The sequence below is a fragment of the Pseudomonas sp. TH43 genome (genome assembly GCF_016650635.1).
Taxonomy (GTDB): Bacteria; Pseudomonadota; Gammaproteobacteria; order Pseudomonadales; family Pseudomonadaceae; genus Aquipseudomonas.
Genome location: NZ_JAEKFI010000005.1, coordinates 91,285 through 105,596 on the forward strand (window position 1 = coordinate 91,285; position 14,312 = coordinate 105,596).

Sequence of the window (14,312 nt, forward strand, 5' to 3'; positions counted from 1 at the left end):
TTTCGGGGAGACCACCCTGCAGCAGGCGATGCAAGGTGCTTTGGGTGGGAGCGAGCCTGCTCGCGAATGCGGTGTGTCAGTCGCCAGACGTATTGACTGACACGGCCCCTTCGCGAGCAAGCTCGGCTCCTACAAGATCAAAGCTCGAAACGCAGCTCAGGCCAGATCGGCGAGGTGCCGCGCTTCTGCGATTCCAGAATCGCCCGGCACAACGAACACAGGCGCTGATCCTGAAAGACCCGGCGATCCACGCTCGACCAGCGTGGTTGCGCCGGCAACAAGCTGCCGCACAAGGTGCGATCGGCCGAGCCACCGAGTTCAAGCTGACGGGTCACCAGATGCACCCGCACTTCCTGGCAGGCGAACAGATCCAGCTGTTCGTCAGGCTCGATCAGTTGGTAGGCAAATAGGGACCAGGCAGAACGCGACATCGGGGGCTCCAAATAAGGGGGCGCCACATTAGCCGAAAGCCTGCCCTTAGAAAAGCCTCATAACAGCGGTTTTAGCGTCGGCCAGACATTTTCCAGCAACTTGCCCTGAGCCCCGACCGCCGGGTGCAGACCATCGGCCTGCATCAAGTCCGGGTGACCGCCCACGCCGTCGAGGAAAAACGGCACCAACGGGATCTTTTTATCATCGGCAAGTTTGCCGTAGACCTCGGCAAAAGCATCGGTGTAGCGCTTGCCATAATTGGGCGGCAATTGCATGCCGAGCAAGAGCACCTTGGCGCCACTCTGGCGGGAGCTGTCGATCATCGAGGCAAGATTTTGTTGCAATTGATTTGGCGGCATTCCGCGCAGGCCATCATTGCCGCCCAGCTCCAGGATCACCAGCTCAGGCTTATGCTCTGCAAGCAGCGCCGGCAGGCGTGCCTGGCCTCCGGCACTGGTGTCGCCGCTGATCGAGGCGTTGACCACTTTATCGTCGAAACCCTCCTGTTTGAGCCGTTGCTCAAGCAACGACACCCACCCCAAGCGGGTATCCAGTCCGAAACCGGCGCTGATACTATCCCCAACGATCAGGACAGTACCCGCCGCTGCGTTCTGGGCCATGCACATCAAGGCCAGGCCAGCACTCAAAAACCACACACGCATCGGATTCTCCATGGGCGCAAGCATTCTCACCGCGAAGAACCTCAGCAAAGTGGTTCCCAGCGCGGAAGGTGAACTGACTATCCTGCACGAACTCAGCCTGGAACTGAACAAGGGCGATAGCCTGGCCATCGTCGGCGCGTCCGGTTCCGGTAAATCCACCCTCCTCGGCCTGCTCGCTGGCCTCGACCTGCCGAGCAGCGGCGAAGTCATTCTCGCCGGGCAAGGTCTGAGCAACCTCGATGAAGACCAGCGCGCACGCATTCGTGCCGAGCATGTCGGTTTCGTCTTTCAATCGTTTCAATTGCTCGACAGCCTCAATGCGCTGGAAAACGTCATGCTGCCGTTGGAACTCGATGGCCGCAAAGATGCGCGCGAACGAGCGACCGAGCTTCTGCAACGGGTCGGCCTCGGCCAGCGCCTGACCCACTCGCCACGCCAGCTCTCCGGTGGCGAACAGCAACGTGTGGCCATTGCCCGGGCGTTTGCCGCCGAGCCCGACGTGCTGTTCGCGGATGAGCCCACCGGCAACCTCGACAGCCACACCGGCGAGCGCATCAGCGACTTGCTGTTCGAATTGAACAAGGAACGCGGCACCACCCTGGTGCTGGTGACCCACGACGAACGCCTGGCCCATCGCTGCCGGCGCCTGATCCGTCTTGAAGCCGGGCTGTTGGTCGCCCCTCTGGAGCCTTGATGGCACGTTTGCCGCTGTTGCGCCTGTTCAGTCTCGCCATTCGCCAATTGCTGCGCGATGCCCGCGCCGGGGAATTGCGTGTGTTGTTTTTCGCCCTGGTGGTGGCGGTGGCAGCAAGTACTGCCATCGGCTACTTCGGCGCGCGTCTGAACGGCGCGATGATGCTGCGCGCCACCGAGTTTCTCGGCGCCGATCTGGTGCTTGAGGGGAGTTCACCTGCCCGCGAGGAGCAGATCAAGAGCGGTACCGAGTTGCGCCTGAATCATGCGCAAGTGGTGGAGTTCTCCAGCGTCATCGCCACCGATAACGGCATTCAGTTGTCGAGCATCAAAGCCGTCGACCGCGCCTACCCGTTGCGCGGCGAACTGAAAAGCGCCCCGGCGCCATTTGCGGCTGAAGAAGTTGGCGGCGAACCGCAACCCGGCGAAGCCTGGGTCGAATCGCGCCTGCTGACGGCGCTCGATCTGAAGATCGGCGACAGCATCGATGTCGGCATGAAGACGTTGAAGCTGGCCCGCGTGCTGACTTACGAGCCGGATCGCGCCGGCAACTTCTACAGCCTGACGCCACGGGTGATGATCAACCTCGACGACCTTGCCGCAACCGGTGTGGTACAGCCCGGCAGCCGTGTGAGCTACCGCGAGTTGTGGCGCGGCGAACCGCAGGCGCTGGAAACCTACCGGCAACTGATCAAACCGGGGTTGGCGGCGAATCAGCGGATTCAGGATGCCCGCGACGGCAACCGGCAGATTGGCGGAGCGCTGGGCAAGGCCGAACGTTACCTGAACATGGCCAGCCTGGTCGCCGTACTGCTCGCCGGCGTGGCGGTGGCGTTGTCGGCGAACCGTTTTGCCAGTCGCCGTTTCGATGCCAGTGCCCTACTGCGCTGCCTCGGATTGTCACGACGCGAAACCATGCTGCTGTTCAGCATTCAACTGACAGTACTCGGCTTGTGCGCCGCCCTCAGCGGTGCCTTGCTCGGCTGGCTGGCGCAATTGGGCCTGTTCGCCCTGCTGCATGACTTGCTGCCAAGTGACGTTCCACCCGGCGGTCTGTTTCCGGCGATCGCCGGGATCGGCACCGGGCTGGTTGCACTGGCCGGGTTCGCTTTGCCGCCACTGGCGGCGTTGGGCCGCGTGCCACCACTGCGGGTTTTGCGTCGCGACATGCTGCCGATCCCGTCAAGCACCTGGATGGTTTACGGTGCGGCGCTCGGCGCTCTCGGTTTGATCATGTGGCGCCTGAGTCTCGATCTGCTGCTGACGTTTGCTCTGCTCGGCGGTGGTGTGGTCGCCGCACTGGTGCTCGGCGGCTTGCTCCTGTTGCTGCTGAAAAGCCTGCGACGAATGCTCGCCCGCGCTTCATTGCCATGGCGTTTGGGACTGGGTCAGTTGCTGCGTCATCCATTGGCAGCGGCAGGCCAATCGTTGGCATTCGGTTTGATCCTGTTGTCGATGGCGTTGATCGCGCTGCTGCGAGGCGAACTCCTCGACACCTGGCAGAACCAGTTGCCGAAGAACGCCCCCAACTACTTTGCCCTGAACATCCTGCCAGCGGACAAACAAGCCTTCACCGATCATCTGGTCAACGTGTCGGCGCAAGCGGCGCCGCTGTATCCGGTGGTGCCGGGGCGGTTGATCAGCATCAACGGCGAGCCCGTACAACAAATCGTCAGCAAGGACTCCGCTGGCGACCGCGCGGTTCAGCGTGACCTGAGTTTGACCTGGGCAGCGGATTTGCCTGCCGGGAACAAACTGACTGCCGGCACATGGTGGAGCGAACAACCATCAGACGACGTCCCGGGAGTCTCGGTCGAAGGCAAAGTCGCCGAGAGCCTCAAATTGAAACTCGGCGATCACATGGTGTTCAGCGTCGGCGGAGTCAATCGTGAAGCGAAGGTCACCAGCCTGCGCGACATCAACTGGGACAATTTCCAGCCGAACTTCTTCATGATCTTCCAGCCCGGCCCCCTGAAGGATCTGCCAGCGACCTACCTGACCAGCTTCTATCTGGCGCCGGGTCACGACCAGCAGATCGTTGAACTGTCACGCGCATTCCCGGCGGTGACCATCCTGCAGGTTGAAGCGCTGCTCGAACAGCTGCGCAGCATCCTCGCCCAAGTCACCCTGGCCGTGGAATATGTGCTGTTGTTTGTATTGGCGGCGGGGATGGCGGTGTTGTTCTCAGGTCTGCAAGCGACACTTGATGAACGCATTCGCCAGGGCGCGCTGTTGCGTGCACTGGGTGCGGAACGGCAGTTGCTGATCAAGGCGCGACGCATCGAGTTCGGCTTGCTCGGCGCGGTCAGCGGCTTGCTTGCAGCGATTGGTTCTGAAGTGGTGAGCCTGGTGCTCTATCGCTACGCGTTTGATCTGCCGTGGCATCCGCATCCATGGCTGTTGGTATTGCCGCTGATTGGCGCGGCGCTGATCGGTGGTGCGGGCGTATTCGGTACGCGCCGGGCACTCAACGCAAGTCCACTGACAGTGTTGCGCGAGGGTTGATAGACTCCAGCGGTCTTAATCACAAGAAGTTGCCATGAGCCGTTATCGCCCTCCCCGCACCGCCGGCACCGCGCTGATCACCCCTGAAGGTGAAGCGCGGATGCGTGCTGAATTCCATGAACTTTGGCATGTGCGTCGCCCGCAGGTCACGCAATCGGTCAGCGAGGCAGCGGCCCAGGGTGATCGCTCGGAAAACGCCGAGTACACCTACGGCAAGAAGATGCTGCGCGAGATCGACAGTCGCGTACGTTTTCTCACCAAACGCCTGGAAGCGCTAAAGGTTGTCAGCGAAAAACCCAGTGATCCGAACAAGGTCTACTTCGGCGCCTGGGTGACCATCGAGGACGAAGACGGCAAGCAATCGCGCTACCGCATCGTCGGCCCCGATGAACTGGATCTGAAGCTGGGTTTGATCAGCATCGACTCACCACTGGCCCGCGCCCTGATTGGCAAGGCGCTGGACGCTGAAGTGCGGGTCCAGACGCCAACGGGTGAGCAGTTCGTTTACATCGTCGCTATCGAGTACCTGTGAGTCCTGTCAGCGGCGGGTAATCAAACCCTGCCGCGCAACGCGAGTCAGTTGCTTGATCATTTCCGGGGCATCTTCCTGACTGGGCGCCTGAATAACCGCCAGATCAAAGCTGTCATTGGCAAAACGCGCCAGCGACTCACCGTCTTCAACGAACTGGATCAGGAATGCGGCAGGACCGCCGCTGCGACGTGGCCAGCCATCGAGATAGCGCAACAGCGTTGGCTGATGTTTGCCGCCAAGGAGAATTTTCGGGTTGCGCTGAGTGATATGCGCAGTGATCGGCGCGGGACGTGCTGGGGGGCGTAGTGCATTCATCGTGTCGTGTCTCTGCCTCAAAAGTCTGCATGGCAGGTGAGAGGCAACACCGAACCAGCGCTTTAGCGGTATTTCGAAGCCCTGTTCCGGCTTCTGACGGCAACTGATTGAGTCACCTGGCGCCCCGCAAGTAGCTGTTTAAATCGGCGCATGACCACATGCTAGATAACGTGACCGTACAGTGTCAAGAATCAGAAGCTATAAGCGTTATCACCACTGCAAGGTGATGCGGCTTTCGAATTCGCGCGCTTCGCCAGTCACCGGGTCAATGAAGCGCAGGCCCTGCGCCAAGAGTTTCAGCGGATTGGCGTAGTCATCCTCGACGTCTTTCAATACGTCCGGGTAAAACGGATCGTTGCAAATGCTCGCGCCCAACGCAGTCATGTGCACACGCAATTGATGTTTTTTGCCGGTGACCGGATACAGGCCATAGCGCCACAGGTCGCCATTCTTCTCGCGAACCTCTACAGCGGTTTCAGTGTTGCTGACACCCGGCCCTTCCTGCATGCGGAAAAACGGTTCGCCATCGACCAGACGGCTCTTGTGTACCAAGGGGAAATTCAGTTCTGGCAGCGCCGGCGCGATGGCTTCGTAGCGCTTGTCGATCTGCCGGGTCGGGAACAGTGACTGATACGCCGAACGGGTTTGCGGATTGGCCGAGAAGATCACCAGCCCGGCGGTGTGCCGGTCGATGCGGTGCAACGGCACCAGGTGAGGATTGTCCAAACGCCGAATCAAGCGCCGCAGCAACGTCTGTTCGACATACTCGCCGGCCGGCGTCACCGGGAGGAAATGCGGTTTGTCAGCCACCACCAGATGCTCATCGGCATACAGGATGGTTTCGATGACCGGGATCGGCTTTTCGTCCGGCACTTCACGGAAATAGTGAATGCGCAGACCTTCCTTGTAGGGCAAATCCACCGCGATGGGCTGACCGTTACCGTCCAGCACACGGCCTCGGGCAATTCGATCCAGCCATTGCTCGCGGCCAATGGCACTGAAATGCTCGCACAAGCAATCCAGCACTGTCTGCCAGGAGCCCGGTGGCAGATACAAGGTACTGGCCTGATTGTGTGCCGCGGAAAATGTAGATGTGGACATACGAAAATTCTAACCCTCAATGCAGGCTGGCATTATCCAACACTGGGGGAAACGAACCTAGCGCAGAATCCTCAGGCCGGAATCGACTTGAGCGCCGCAGCCTCAGTGAATTCCTTGAGCCAGCGCAACACCTCGACCGCCTCCCAACGACCCGGGTCATACAAGGCATAAAGCAAACCCTGGTAACCGACCACGTCGAGTTGCTTGTGATAACCGGCTCGCTGAAACAGCGCCTCGATCTCAGCAAAACACGTATTGAAATGGACTTTATTGAACGGCGTCTTGCCTTCCGTGACCAAGCCGTCGAGACGCAATTCGGTGACGGCCTCGCGCACCACGTCAACCGACATTCGGTTCACGCTGTTCTTCAACTGTTCGACATTGACCACGGTTTATCCCTCTGACGTCCGGCTCACCTGCTCAACCCTGCAAAAAGCCAAGATGCAGCAGACCAACCCAATTACTGTATGAACATACAGTAACCGAATAAACCGTAAAGTGCCAAGGAATGGATGAGCAGTCGCGACCAGCGGGGAGGCGCCGCAAACGCGGGTTAACCCAGGAACGCCACGACCTCATCGGCGCTGAACGGCCAGCCCAGTTCCGCCCCGGTGTCGACGCGGCGTAACACGGGAATCCGTAGGCTGTAAGCCTCGAACCAGGTTTCGTTGTCAGCGATATCCACCAGTTCCACCAGCAGACCGTGTTCGACAAATGGCATCAGCTCGGCTTCGGCCAATTCGCACAAATGGCATCCGAGGGTGCCGAACAGCTGACATTCAGGAGGCATGATCGCTCGACCACAAAAAGAGTGCGCCTATTCTAGGCCGCCGCGCAAAACCCGTCGACCCACCGCCGCCCAAAGGCTTGAGCCTGCCGGCACGGCTTGTACGCAAAACCCTGACGCAAATCAGTTCGCAGAAAAACCAATTGCACGATGCTCCCGGTCTTTTTGCCTCTACGCTTGAGAGGCGAAAGCCCGACATCGGAGTGTTAAGTGTTTGCCAACCTGCTGATCATCCTCGCCTCGTCCCTCGTGGTGATTGCCCTGTTCCGTCGCCTGCGACTGCCACCGGTGTTGGGTTACCTGTGTGTGGGCTTGCTGGTCGGGCCGAGCGCCTTCGATTGGGTCAACGAAAGTGAGCACCTGCCTGACGTGGCTGAACTGGGCGTGGTGTTCCTGTTGTTTTCGCTGGGCCTGGAGTTTTCCCTGTCGAAGATGATCGCCTTGCGCCAAGTGGTATTTCGCCTGGGCAGCCAACAGGTGCTGATCAGTGCGGCGCTGCTGGGCTTGCTGCTGATGTCACTGGGCATGCCCATGACCCCTGCGCTGCTGCTGGGCGCCGGGCTGTCATTGTCATCGACGGCGATCGTGACCAAGGAGCTCGGCAGCCTTGGTGAGGTGTTCAGCAGCCACGGCCAGAATGCCATCGGCGTTTTGCTGTTTCAGGATGTGGTCGCGGTCTTGCTGCTGACGCTGGTGCCGGTGTTCGCCGGCAGCAGCGATCAGGCCTGGTACTGGGCGCTGCCACTGACCCTGGCGAAAACCGTGGTGCTGTTTCTCGGTTTGCTGCTGGCCAGTCGCTGGCTGTTGCCGCGACTGTTCCATGAAGTGGCAGCCTCGCGCTCGGCAGAACTGTTCGTGCTGCTGGCGTTGGTGATTGTGTTGCTGACCGCGTGGCTGACTCACCTGCTGGGCCTGTCCCCTGCCCTCGGCGCATTTCTCGCCGGCATGCTGCTCGGCGAAAGCCATTACCGACACCAGATCGAGGCCGACATCCGGCCCTTTCGCGACATCCTGCTCGGGGTGTTTTTCGTCAGCATCGGCATGCTCATCGACCTGCAATTGTTCGTCAGTCACAGCCTGCTGATCCTCGGTCTCACCCTCGGCCTGATGGTGATCAAGGGCATCGTTGTGGCGCTGTTGGTGAAGTGGCGCGGCAGCGACAGCGAAACGGCGTGGCGCAGTGGCCTGGCGTTGGCACAGGGCGGCGAATTCTGTTTCGCGCTGATGGCGCAGATGCAGCAGAACAGCATGATGCCCGCTGAACTCGGTGCCCTGCTGCTGGCGGCAACGTTCTGCTCAATGCTGCTGACACCACTGTTGTTGCGCGGCGCACCACGCATTGCTGCGGCCCTGCATCGCAAGCCGAATGAGGAAGCGCAAATCGAACAGATCAGCGCCCTTAACGCCGACCTCGACCAGCACGTGGTGATCTGCGGATACGGTCGCGTCGGCCAATCCATCGGGCGTTTCATGCGCAATGCCAAACAGCCCTTTATCGCCCTGGACAACGATCCGGTGCGGGTGCAGGAGGCCGCGAGCGGAGAAAGTGACGTGCATTACGGTGACTCGGCACGCGGCGATCTGCTGACGGCCGTGGGCCTGCTGCGCGCCAGACTGCTGGTGATCGCCGTGGATCAGAGTGACGTTGCCCTGCGCATTCTCAAGGAAGCACGCCGGCTCAACACGCATGTGCCGATTCTGGTGCGCACCCGCGACGACAGCCAATGGGCGGAACTGAAAGCCGCCGGCGCCACCGAAGTGGTGCCGGAGCTCTTGGAATCGAGCCTGATGCTCGCCTCGCATGCGTTGATCATGCTCGGCCTGCCGGCGCATCAGGTTCAGGAGAAAGTCGATCAGGTGCGCATCGACCGCTATCGCCTGCTGCACGGCTTTTATCCTGGAGCCGAAGATGAAGAATCCTAGTCCTGACTCACTGCGCCGATCTTGTGCAGTGACAGATCGGCGCCGTAATACTCTTGTTCCTGACTCAGGCGCAGCCCATGCAGCGCCTTGATCGCGCCGTACACAACGAAGCCACCGATCAGCGCCACCACGACGCCGAGCGCGGTGCCGAGCAACTGGCTGATGAGGCTGACGCCGCCCAGGCCACCGAGGGCGGTCTGGCCAAAAATCCCGCAGGCAATTCCGCCCCAGACGCCGCACAAACCGTGCAAAGGCCACACGCCCAGCACATCGTCGATGCGCCATTTCACCTGCGCCGCGGTAAAGCACCAGACAAACAAGGCGCCGGCAATCGCACCGGTGACCAGCGCGCCGACCGGATGCATCAAGTCGGAGCCGGCACAGATCGCCACCAGCCCGGCCAATGGCCCGTTGTGCAGAAAACCCGGGTCATTGCGGCCGACAATCAATGCCGCCATCGTGCCGCCGACCATTGCCATCAACGAGTTGACCGCCACCAGACCACTGACGCCTTGCAGTGTTTGTGCGCTCATCACGTTGAAACCGAACCAGCCGACAATCAGTATCCACGAGCCCAATGCCAGAAACGGAATGCTCGACGGCGCGAACGCCACCAGGCGCCCGTCGCGATAACGGCCATTGCGCGGGCCAAGCAGCAACACCGCTGCCAGCGCCAGCCAACCGCCCATGGCATGCACCACCACGGATCCGGCAAAATCGTGAAACGGCGCACCGAACTGCGCTGCCAACCACGCTTGCAGACCGTAGTTGCCGTTCCAGATCATGCCTTCGAAAAACGGGTAGATGAACGCGACAATCAGCGCCGTCGCGCACAACTGCGGAACGAATCGCGCGCGCTCGGCAATGCCGCCGGAAATGATTGCCGGGATCGCCGCCGCGAAGGTCAGCAGGAAGAAGAATTTCACCAGTCCGTAACCATGATCGGCATTCAACACCGCCGCTGGTTGCATGAACGTCACGCCGTAAGAGATCCAGTAGCCTATAAAGAAATAGGCCAGCGTCGAGACGGCGAAATCGCTGAGAATTTTCGACAGCGCGTTGACCTGGTTTTTCTGGCGAACCGTACCGACTTCCAGAAAAGCGAAACCGGCGTGCATCGCCAGTACCATCACCGCACCAATCAGAATGAACAACGTATTGGAACTGTGAACCAGCGTGTCCACAGCGCTTTGCAGATTTTCCATAAAGAGGCAGACCTGAAGGCTAAAAAGGCACCAAAGCGGTTCATGCGCACATTTCATGCACCAAGTTGCGACCACAGAGTCACACAAGCGAATGCCCGGTGAACTGCTTTGGCGCACGAGGTCGATGTGCTGACACGAACCGGGTTTAATTGGGTTAAGGTTTTTCAACACTTACGCCCGGCAACAGCGCACGACCGCCGGGCAACGCACCACGACACAGCAAAAGTTGTACCAGTCATTTGTACTGAACCTTCACGCAAGGCTCATACTCGAACGCTTCAGACGTCACTTACGGAGATCCACCCATGGCCAGCATCAAGGCAAAGACTGCTCAAGAAATCCTCATGAACGACTTCCAGACTTTGGTGGCCGACACCGAACGGTTGCTCGAGCACACCGCCACCCTGGCCGGCGATCAGGCAGATGAACTGCGTGAGCAGATTCACGACAGCCTGCTGCGTGCTCGGGAAACCCTGAAGCTGACTGAAGACTCGCTGCGTGAGCGCGGTCAGGCAGCCGTTACTGCAACGGAAGACTATGTCTCGGCCAACCCATGGCAATCGGTCGGCATTGCCGCTGGCGTCGGCTTTCTGATCGGCCTGCTGGCCACTCGGCGCTGATCATGTCGATCGGTGAATCCGGCCCGACTGCGGGCACCGCATCTTCCACGCGGCGTTTGGGCGCCGCTGTCCTTGGCTTGTTGCACAGTCACGTCGAACTGTTCGGCATCGAACTGCAGGAGCAGAAATCACGCACCGTCAGCCTGCTGCTGTTTGCAGGTCTGGCGCTGGTGTTTGCCCTATTGCTGCTGGTCGGTTTATCGACGCTGGTTCTGATCGTGTTCTGGGACACTTATCGCTTGGCCGCGATCATAGGCCTGTGCGTGTTCTATACCCTGGCGGCGATTTTCTGTGCGGTGCGCCTCAGGGCCGCAATCTTCGATGAGTCCTCACCTTTCCACGGCACGCTCGAAGAGCTGGCCAACGACCGGGAGCGCCTGCTGCCATGAGCCTGCCTGAACTTCCGCACAACAGCTCACGCAGAGAGATGCGCAAGGCACTGATTCGCCTGCGCATGGAAATGCACCGTCAGGAAATCCGCCACGAAACCGGGCAAGTGCTGCAACCCTTGCAGCGCATGCGCGGCATGACGCAGAACCTGCAAGGTGGATTCGGCATCAAACACGCGCCGCTGTGGGGCGTGGCGGCGGTGACGCTGCTGGGCTTCATCACTGGCAAAGGCGCAAAAAGCGGCGGCGTCAGTGGTCTGACCCGATTGGTGCGTCTGGGCACCAGCCTGGGCCCACTGATCAAACTGGTCATGCAGAACTCGGGCAAGCGCTGAGCTGACGCATCTGGCTACATTCTTGCAGTAACGGCGGGATGAACCTCTTATCCAGAGGTTCAATCCTGCCTGCCTATCCGGTCGGCAGGGTTCAACCAGAACAAGAACGACTAAGGAGGCCCCGTGATTGACGGGCAACCGCTCGCCTGCTTTCAGCCTTTCATCGATACCGCGACCGGACGCATAGCCGGCGTCGAAGCATTGGGCCGTCTGCGCCAGGCCGATGGGCAATTGAGCTCGGTCGGGCCACTGTTCGCCGACCCTCGGACTCCGGCAATCGCTTTGCGCCGCCTCGACCGGCAGATCCGCGACAACGCCTTGAGCCGTCTCCATGAAGCGCCAGCGGACTGGTTTCTCAGCCTGAACATGTCGCCACGCTGGATCAGCCGTCTTCGCGCCGATCAGGCCTTGCCCAGCCTCAAGCAACTGGCGCGGCACGGTGTCGATCCGCAGCGTATCGTTTTCGAGATCACCGAACTGGGCGGCAACAGTCAGCGCTTGGCTGAAGTGGTGGCGCGCTACCGCGAGGCCGGGGCAAGAATCGCTATCGACGACTTTGGCGCCGGCTACTCGCAACTGGATCGGGTACTCGCGCTGCAGCCAGACATCCTCAAACTCGACATGCGCCTGTTTCAGGCGGCAGCCCTAGGCGGGCCGAGTGGTGACGTGGTCAAGGCGCTGGCGCTGATGGCCGAGAAAACCGGTTGCTGGATCATCGCCGAAGGCGTCGAGACCGAAGCCCAATTGAATTACGCTCTGGAGTGCGGCGCGCGTTACGTGCAGGGTTTTCTGTTCGCACGGGCGCAGGAAGCCTTCTTTCCTACCGATGCGTTTGTGCAGCGCTTTGCCGAACTGCGCCAGCGCTATGTGCGGCAAAAGCTTGCTGAACGTGGCCGATTGATGCAAATGCGCCAGCAGCTCAGCGAATTAATGGCGATTCTGCAAGCCTGGGCTCAAGCCCATGCACCTTTGAGTGCACTGCCGAAACTGGAAGCCTTTCCCTGGCTGCTGCGGTTCTACCAGTGCGATCGCCACGGCACGCAACTGACCCCGAACCTGGAATGGCGCCACAACGGCTGGGTCGCCGACGACCGCTATTTGGGGCACAACTGGTCGTGGCGCCCGTACTTCTATCATCTGCTCGCCGAAGGCTGGGAGGAGCGGCGCCTGACCCTGTCGAACACTTACCGTGATGCCACCAGCAACCAGTACTGCCTGACGGCCGGACAATTTTTCGACAACGGTGAACGCCTGCTGCTGATCGATATTGATGCGGCGGGTTTGTAGTTCCGCTTGCAGGCGCAGAGCTGAACCCGGAAGCTAGGGCATCAGTCACCAGACGGAGAGAATCAGCCTTGGATTGGCCTACCCTGCTCAACCGCGAACGCCTCGGAAAACCGCTGCACAGCCCGCAAGAACTCGGCCGCAGCCCTTTTCACAAAGACCATGACCGCATCATTTTCTCCGGCGCCTTCCGCCGTCTGGGGCGCAAGACCCAGGTTCACCCGGTCACCAGCAACGACCACATCCACACGCGCCTGACCCACTCGCTGGAAGTCAGTTGCGTAGGCCGCTCGCTGGGCATGCGCGTCGGCGAAACCTTGCGCAGTGCCTTGCCCGAATGGTGCGACCCGGCCGATCTGGGCATGGTCGTGCAATCGGCCTGCCTGGCCCACGATATCGGTAATCCACCGTTTGGTCATTCCGGCGAAGACGCGATTCGCCATTGGTTTCAACAGGCTGCCGGGCGCGGCTGGCTGGATGGCATGAGCGAAGCCGAACGCGGCGATTTCCTCAACTTCGAAGGCAACGCCCAGGGTTTCCGCGTACTCACACAGCTTGAGTACCATCAGTTCGACGGCGGTACGCGGCTGACCTACGCGACCCTCGGCACTTATCTCAAGTACCCGTGGACGGCGCGGCACGCCGATTCGCTGGGCTACAAGAAACACAAATTCGGCTGCTATCAGAGCGAACTGCCGCTGCTCGAGCAGATCGCCCATAAACTCGGCCTGCCGCAAATCGAAGACCAACGCTGGGCACGCCATCCGCTGGTGTACCTGATGGAGGCTGCCGACGACATCTGCTATGCACTGATCGACCTCGAAGACGGCCTCGAAATGGAGCTGCTGGAGTACGCCGAAGTCGAATCGCTGCTGCTGGGCCTGGTCGGTGACGATCTGCCGGAAACCTACCGCCAGCTGGGTCCGCAGGATTCACGGCGGCGCAAATTGGCGATCCTGCGCGGCAAAGCCATCGAGCACCTGACCAATGCGGCGGCACGCGCCTTTGTCGAACAGCAAGATGCACTGCTTGCCGGCACGCTGCACGGAGATCTGGTGGAGCACATGCACGGCCCGGCCAAACGTTGTGTGTTGAACGCCAAGGACATCGCCCGCAAGAAAATCTTTCAGGACAAGCGCAAGACCCTGCACGAAATCGGCGCCTACACGACCCTGGAAATCCTCCTCAACTCGTTCTGTGGCGCGGCGCTGGAACAACACAACGGTCGTACGCCGTCATTCAAAAGCCGGCGCATCCTCGACTTGCTGGGCAATAACGCCCCTGATCCGCAGGGTTCGTTACACAGCTCGTTTCTGCGCATGATCGATTTTATCGCCGGCATGACCGACAGCTATGCCAGCGATATGGCGCTGGAAATGACCGGGCGCTCCAGTCACTGATCGTTTGTACCCGACCGGCGTCATGGCCGGTCGGGTGTACAAGTAAACACCACCCGAACAAGCCATATCAGACACGTACAAACATCCTTCACGAACAAATCTCACGTGACACTTCACGCCGATTAATAC

16 protein-coding genes are annotated in these 14,312 nt (G+C 60.3%); 9 read left to right on the forward strand and 7 right to left on the reverse strand.

Annotated features, from left to right (window positions below):
- Positions 1 to 137: 137 nt before the first annotated feature.
- Together JFT81_RS27980 and JFT81_RS27985 are read right to left on the reverse strand one after the other, a co-directional pair.
- Positions 138 to 431 carry a hypothetical protein gene (locus tag JFT81_RS27980; RefSeq protein ID WP_007908575.1) on the reverse strand — a complete coding sequence of 98 codons (294 nt, stop codon included), beginning with the start codon at positions 429 to 431 and terminating at the stop codon, positions 138 to 140.
- Between the two features lie 57 nt (positions 432 to 488).
- Positions 489 to 1,094: an arylesterase gene (locus JFT81_RS27985; RefSeq protein WP_201230829.1), complete on the reverse strand. Its 606-nt coding sequence runs from the start codon at positions 1,092 to 1,094 to the stop codon at positions 489 to 491.
- Positions 1,095 to 1,104: 10 nt separating this feature from the next.
- Here JFT81_RS27985 and JFT81_RS27990 point away from each other — a divergent pair, with 10 nt between their 5' ends.
- The 3 genes from JFT81_RS27990 to greB are packed head-to-tail and all read left to right on the forward strand — an operon-like array spanning position 1,105 to position 4,824.
- The gene (locus tag JFT81_RS27990; RefSeq protein ID WP_007908572.1) at positions 1,105 to 1,788 is read left to right on the forward strand and encodes an ABC transporter ATP-binding protein; all 684 of its coding nucleotides are present in this window, start codon (positions 1,105 to 1,107) and stop codon (positions 1,786 to 1,788) included.
- Positions 1,788 to 4,292, forward strand: a complete 2,505-nt coding sequence (locus JFT81_RS27995; protein WP_201230832.1) for an ABC transporter permease — start codon at positions 1,788 to 1,790, stop codon at positions 4,290 to 4,292. Before JFT81_RS27990 ends, JFT81_RS27995 begins: the two co-directional genes overlap by 1 nt.
- 34 nt (positions 4,293 to 4,326) lie before the next feature.
- Positions 4,327 to 4,824, forward strand: coding sequence for a transcription elongation factor GreB (greB, locus tag JFT81_RS28000; RefSeq protein WP_008079921.1), 498 nt, complete (start codon positions 4,327 to 4,329; stop codon positions 4,822 to 4,824).
- A gap of 6 nt (positions 4,825 to 4,830) precedes the next feature.
- Here greB and JFT81_RS28005 read toward each other — a convergent pair whose 3' ends face one another.
- From JFT81_RS28005 to JFT81_RS28020, 4 genes are all read right to left on the reverse strand, one after another.
- Complete coding sequence (locus JFT81_RS28005) at positions 4,831 to 5,139, reverse strand: class I SAM-dependent methyltransferase (RefSeq protein ID WP_201230833.1); 309 nt, start codon at positions 5,137 to 5,139, stop codon at positions 4,831 to 4,833.
- Between the two features lie 210 nt (positions 5,140 to 5,349).
- On the reverse strand, positions 5,350 to 6,240 hold the full coding sequence (locus JFT81_RS28010; RefSeq protein ID WP_201230835.1) for a pseudouridine synthase: 891 nt from the start codon (positions 6,238 to 6,240) through the stop codon (positions 5,350 to 5,352).
- A 71-nt stretch (positions 6,241 to 6,311) separates the two neighbouring features.
- Positions 6,312 to 6,629, reverse strand: a complete 318-nt coding sequence (locus JFT81_RS28015) for a transcriptional regulator (protein ID WP_201230838.1) — start codon at positions 6,627 to 6,629, stop codon at positions 6,312 to 6,314.
- Positions 6,630 to 6,793: 164 nt separating this feature from the next.
- Complete coding sequence (locus JFT81_RS28020) at positions 6,794 to 7,030, reverse strand: glutaredoxin family protein (RefSeq protein WP_201230840.1); 237 nt, start codon at positions 7,028 to 7,030, stop codon at positions 6,794 to 6,796.
- A 207-nt stretch (positions 7,031 to 7,237) separates the two neighbouring features.
- Between JFT81_RS28020 and JFT81_RS28025 the strand changes: the two genes are divergently transcribed.
- Positions 7,238 to 8,950: a monovalent cation:proton antiporter-2 (CPA2) family protein gene (locus JFT81_RS28025; protein WP_201230846.1), complete on the forward strand. Its 1,713-nt coding sequence runs from the start codon at positions 7,238 to 7,240 to the stop codon at positions 8,948 to 8,950.
- Here the strand turns inward: JFT81_RS28025 and JFT81_RS28030 are convergent.
- On the reverse strand, positions 8,947 to 10,155 hold the full coding sequence (locus JFT81_RS28030; protein ID WP_201230848.1) for an ammonium transporter: 1,209 nt from the start codon (positions 10,153 to 10,155) through the stop codon (positions 8,947 to 8,949). The genes JFT81_RS28025 and JFT81_RS28030 overlap by 4 nt on opposite strands.
- A 305-nt stretch (positions 10,156 to 10,460) precedes the next feature.
- Between JFT81_RS28030 and JFT81_RS28035 the strand changes: the two genes are divergently transcribed.
- The 5 genes from JFT81_RS28035 (at position 10,461) to JFT81_RS28055 (ending at position 14,183) form a co-directional block, all read left to right on the forward strand.
- The gene (locus JFT81_RS28035) at positions 10,461 to 10,775 is read left to right on the forward strand and encodes a YqjD family protein (RefSeq protein WP_201148449.1); all 315 of its coding nucleotides are present in this window, start codon (positions 10,461 to 10,463) and stop codon (positions 10,773 to 10,775) included.
- 2 nt (positions 10,776 to 10,777) lie between these two features.
- A complete protein-coding gene (locus JFT81_RS28040; protein ID WP_201148450.1) occupies positions 10,778 to 11,164 on the forward strand; it encodes a phage holin family protein in 387 nt (128 codons plus the stop codon).
- On the forward strand, positions 11,161 to 11,499 hold the full coding sequence (locus JFT81_RS28045) for a hypothetical protein (protein ID WP_201230850.1): 339 nt from the start codon (positions 11,161 to 11,163) through the stop codon (positions 11,497 to 11,499). Before JFT81_RS28040 ends, JFT81_RS28045 begins: the two co-directional genes overlap by 4 nt.
- Positions 11,500 to 11,622: 123 nt before the next feature.
- A complete protein-coding gene (locus tag JFT81_RS28050) occupies positions 11,623 to 12,786 on the forward strand; it encodes an EAL domain-containing protein (protein ID WP_201230852.1) in 1,164 nt (387 codons plus the stop codon).
- A gap of 68 nt (positions 12,787 to 12,854) precedes the next feature.
- Entirely contained in the window at positions 12,855 to 14,183 is a 1,329-nt protein-coding gene (locus tag JFT81_RS28055) for a deoxyguanosinetriphosphate triphosphohydrolase (protein WP_201230854.1), read from the forward strand.
- Positions 14,184 to 14,312 lie beyond the last annotated feature (129 nt).

Excerpts from the sequence above, each read along its gene's own strand:
- JFT81_RS27980 (WP_007908575.1), bottom strand. The coding sequence starts at position 431 with ATGTCGCGTTCTGCCTGGTCCCTATTTGCCTACCAACTGATCGAGCCT.
- JFT81_RS27985 (WP_201230829.1), bottom strand. The coding sequence starts at position 1,094 with ATGCGTGTGTGGTTTTTGAGTGCTGGCCTGGCCTTGATGTGCATGGCC.
- JFT81_RS27990 (WP_007908572.1), top strand. The coding sequence starts at position 1,105 with ATGGGCGCAAGCATTCTCACCGCGAAGAACCTCAGCAAAGTGGTTCCC.
- JFT81_RS27995 (WP_201230832.1), top strand. The coding sequence starts at position 1,788 with ATGGCACGTTTGCCGCTGTTGCGCCTGTTCAGTCTCGCCATTCGCCAA.
- greB (WP_008079921.1), top strand. The coding sequence starts at position 4,327 with ATGAGCCGTTATCGCCCTCCCCGCACCGCCGGCACCGCGCTGATCACC.
- JFT81_RS28005 (WP_201230833.1), bottom strand. The coding sequence starts at position 5,139 with ATGAATGCACTACGCCCCCCAGCACGTCCCGCGCCGATCACTGCGCAT.
- JFT81_RS28010 (WP_201230835.1), bottom strand. The coding sequence starts at position 6,240 with ATGTCCACATCTACATTTTCCGCGGCACACAATCAGGCCAGTACCTTG.
- JFT81_RS28020 (WP_201230840.1), bottom strand. The coding sequence starts at position 7,030 with ATGCCTCCTGAATGTCAGCTGTTCGGCACCCTCGGATGCCATTTGTGC.
- JFT81_RS28030 (WP_201230848.1), bottom strand. The coding sequence starts at position 10,155 with ATGGAAAATCTGCAAAGCGCTGTGGACACGCTGGTTCACAGTTCCAAT.
- JFT81_RS28035 (WP_201148449.1), top strand. The coding sequence starts at position 10,461 with ATGGCCAGCATCAAGGCAAAGACTGCTCAAGAAATCCTCATGAACGAC.
- JFT81_RS28040 (WP_201148450.1), top strand. The coding sequence starts at position 10,778 with ATGTCGATCGGTGAATCCGGCCCGACTGCGGGCACCGCATCTTCCACG.
- JFT81_RS28045 (WP_201230850.1), top strand. The coding sequence starts at position 11,161 with ATGAGCCTGCCTGAACTTCCGCACAACAGCTCACGCAGAGAGATGCGC.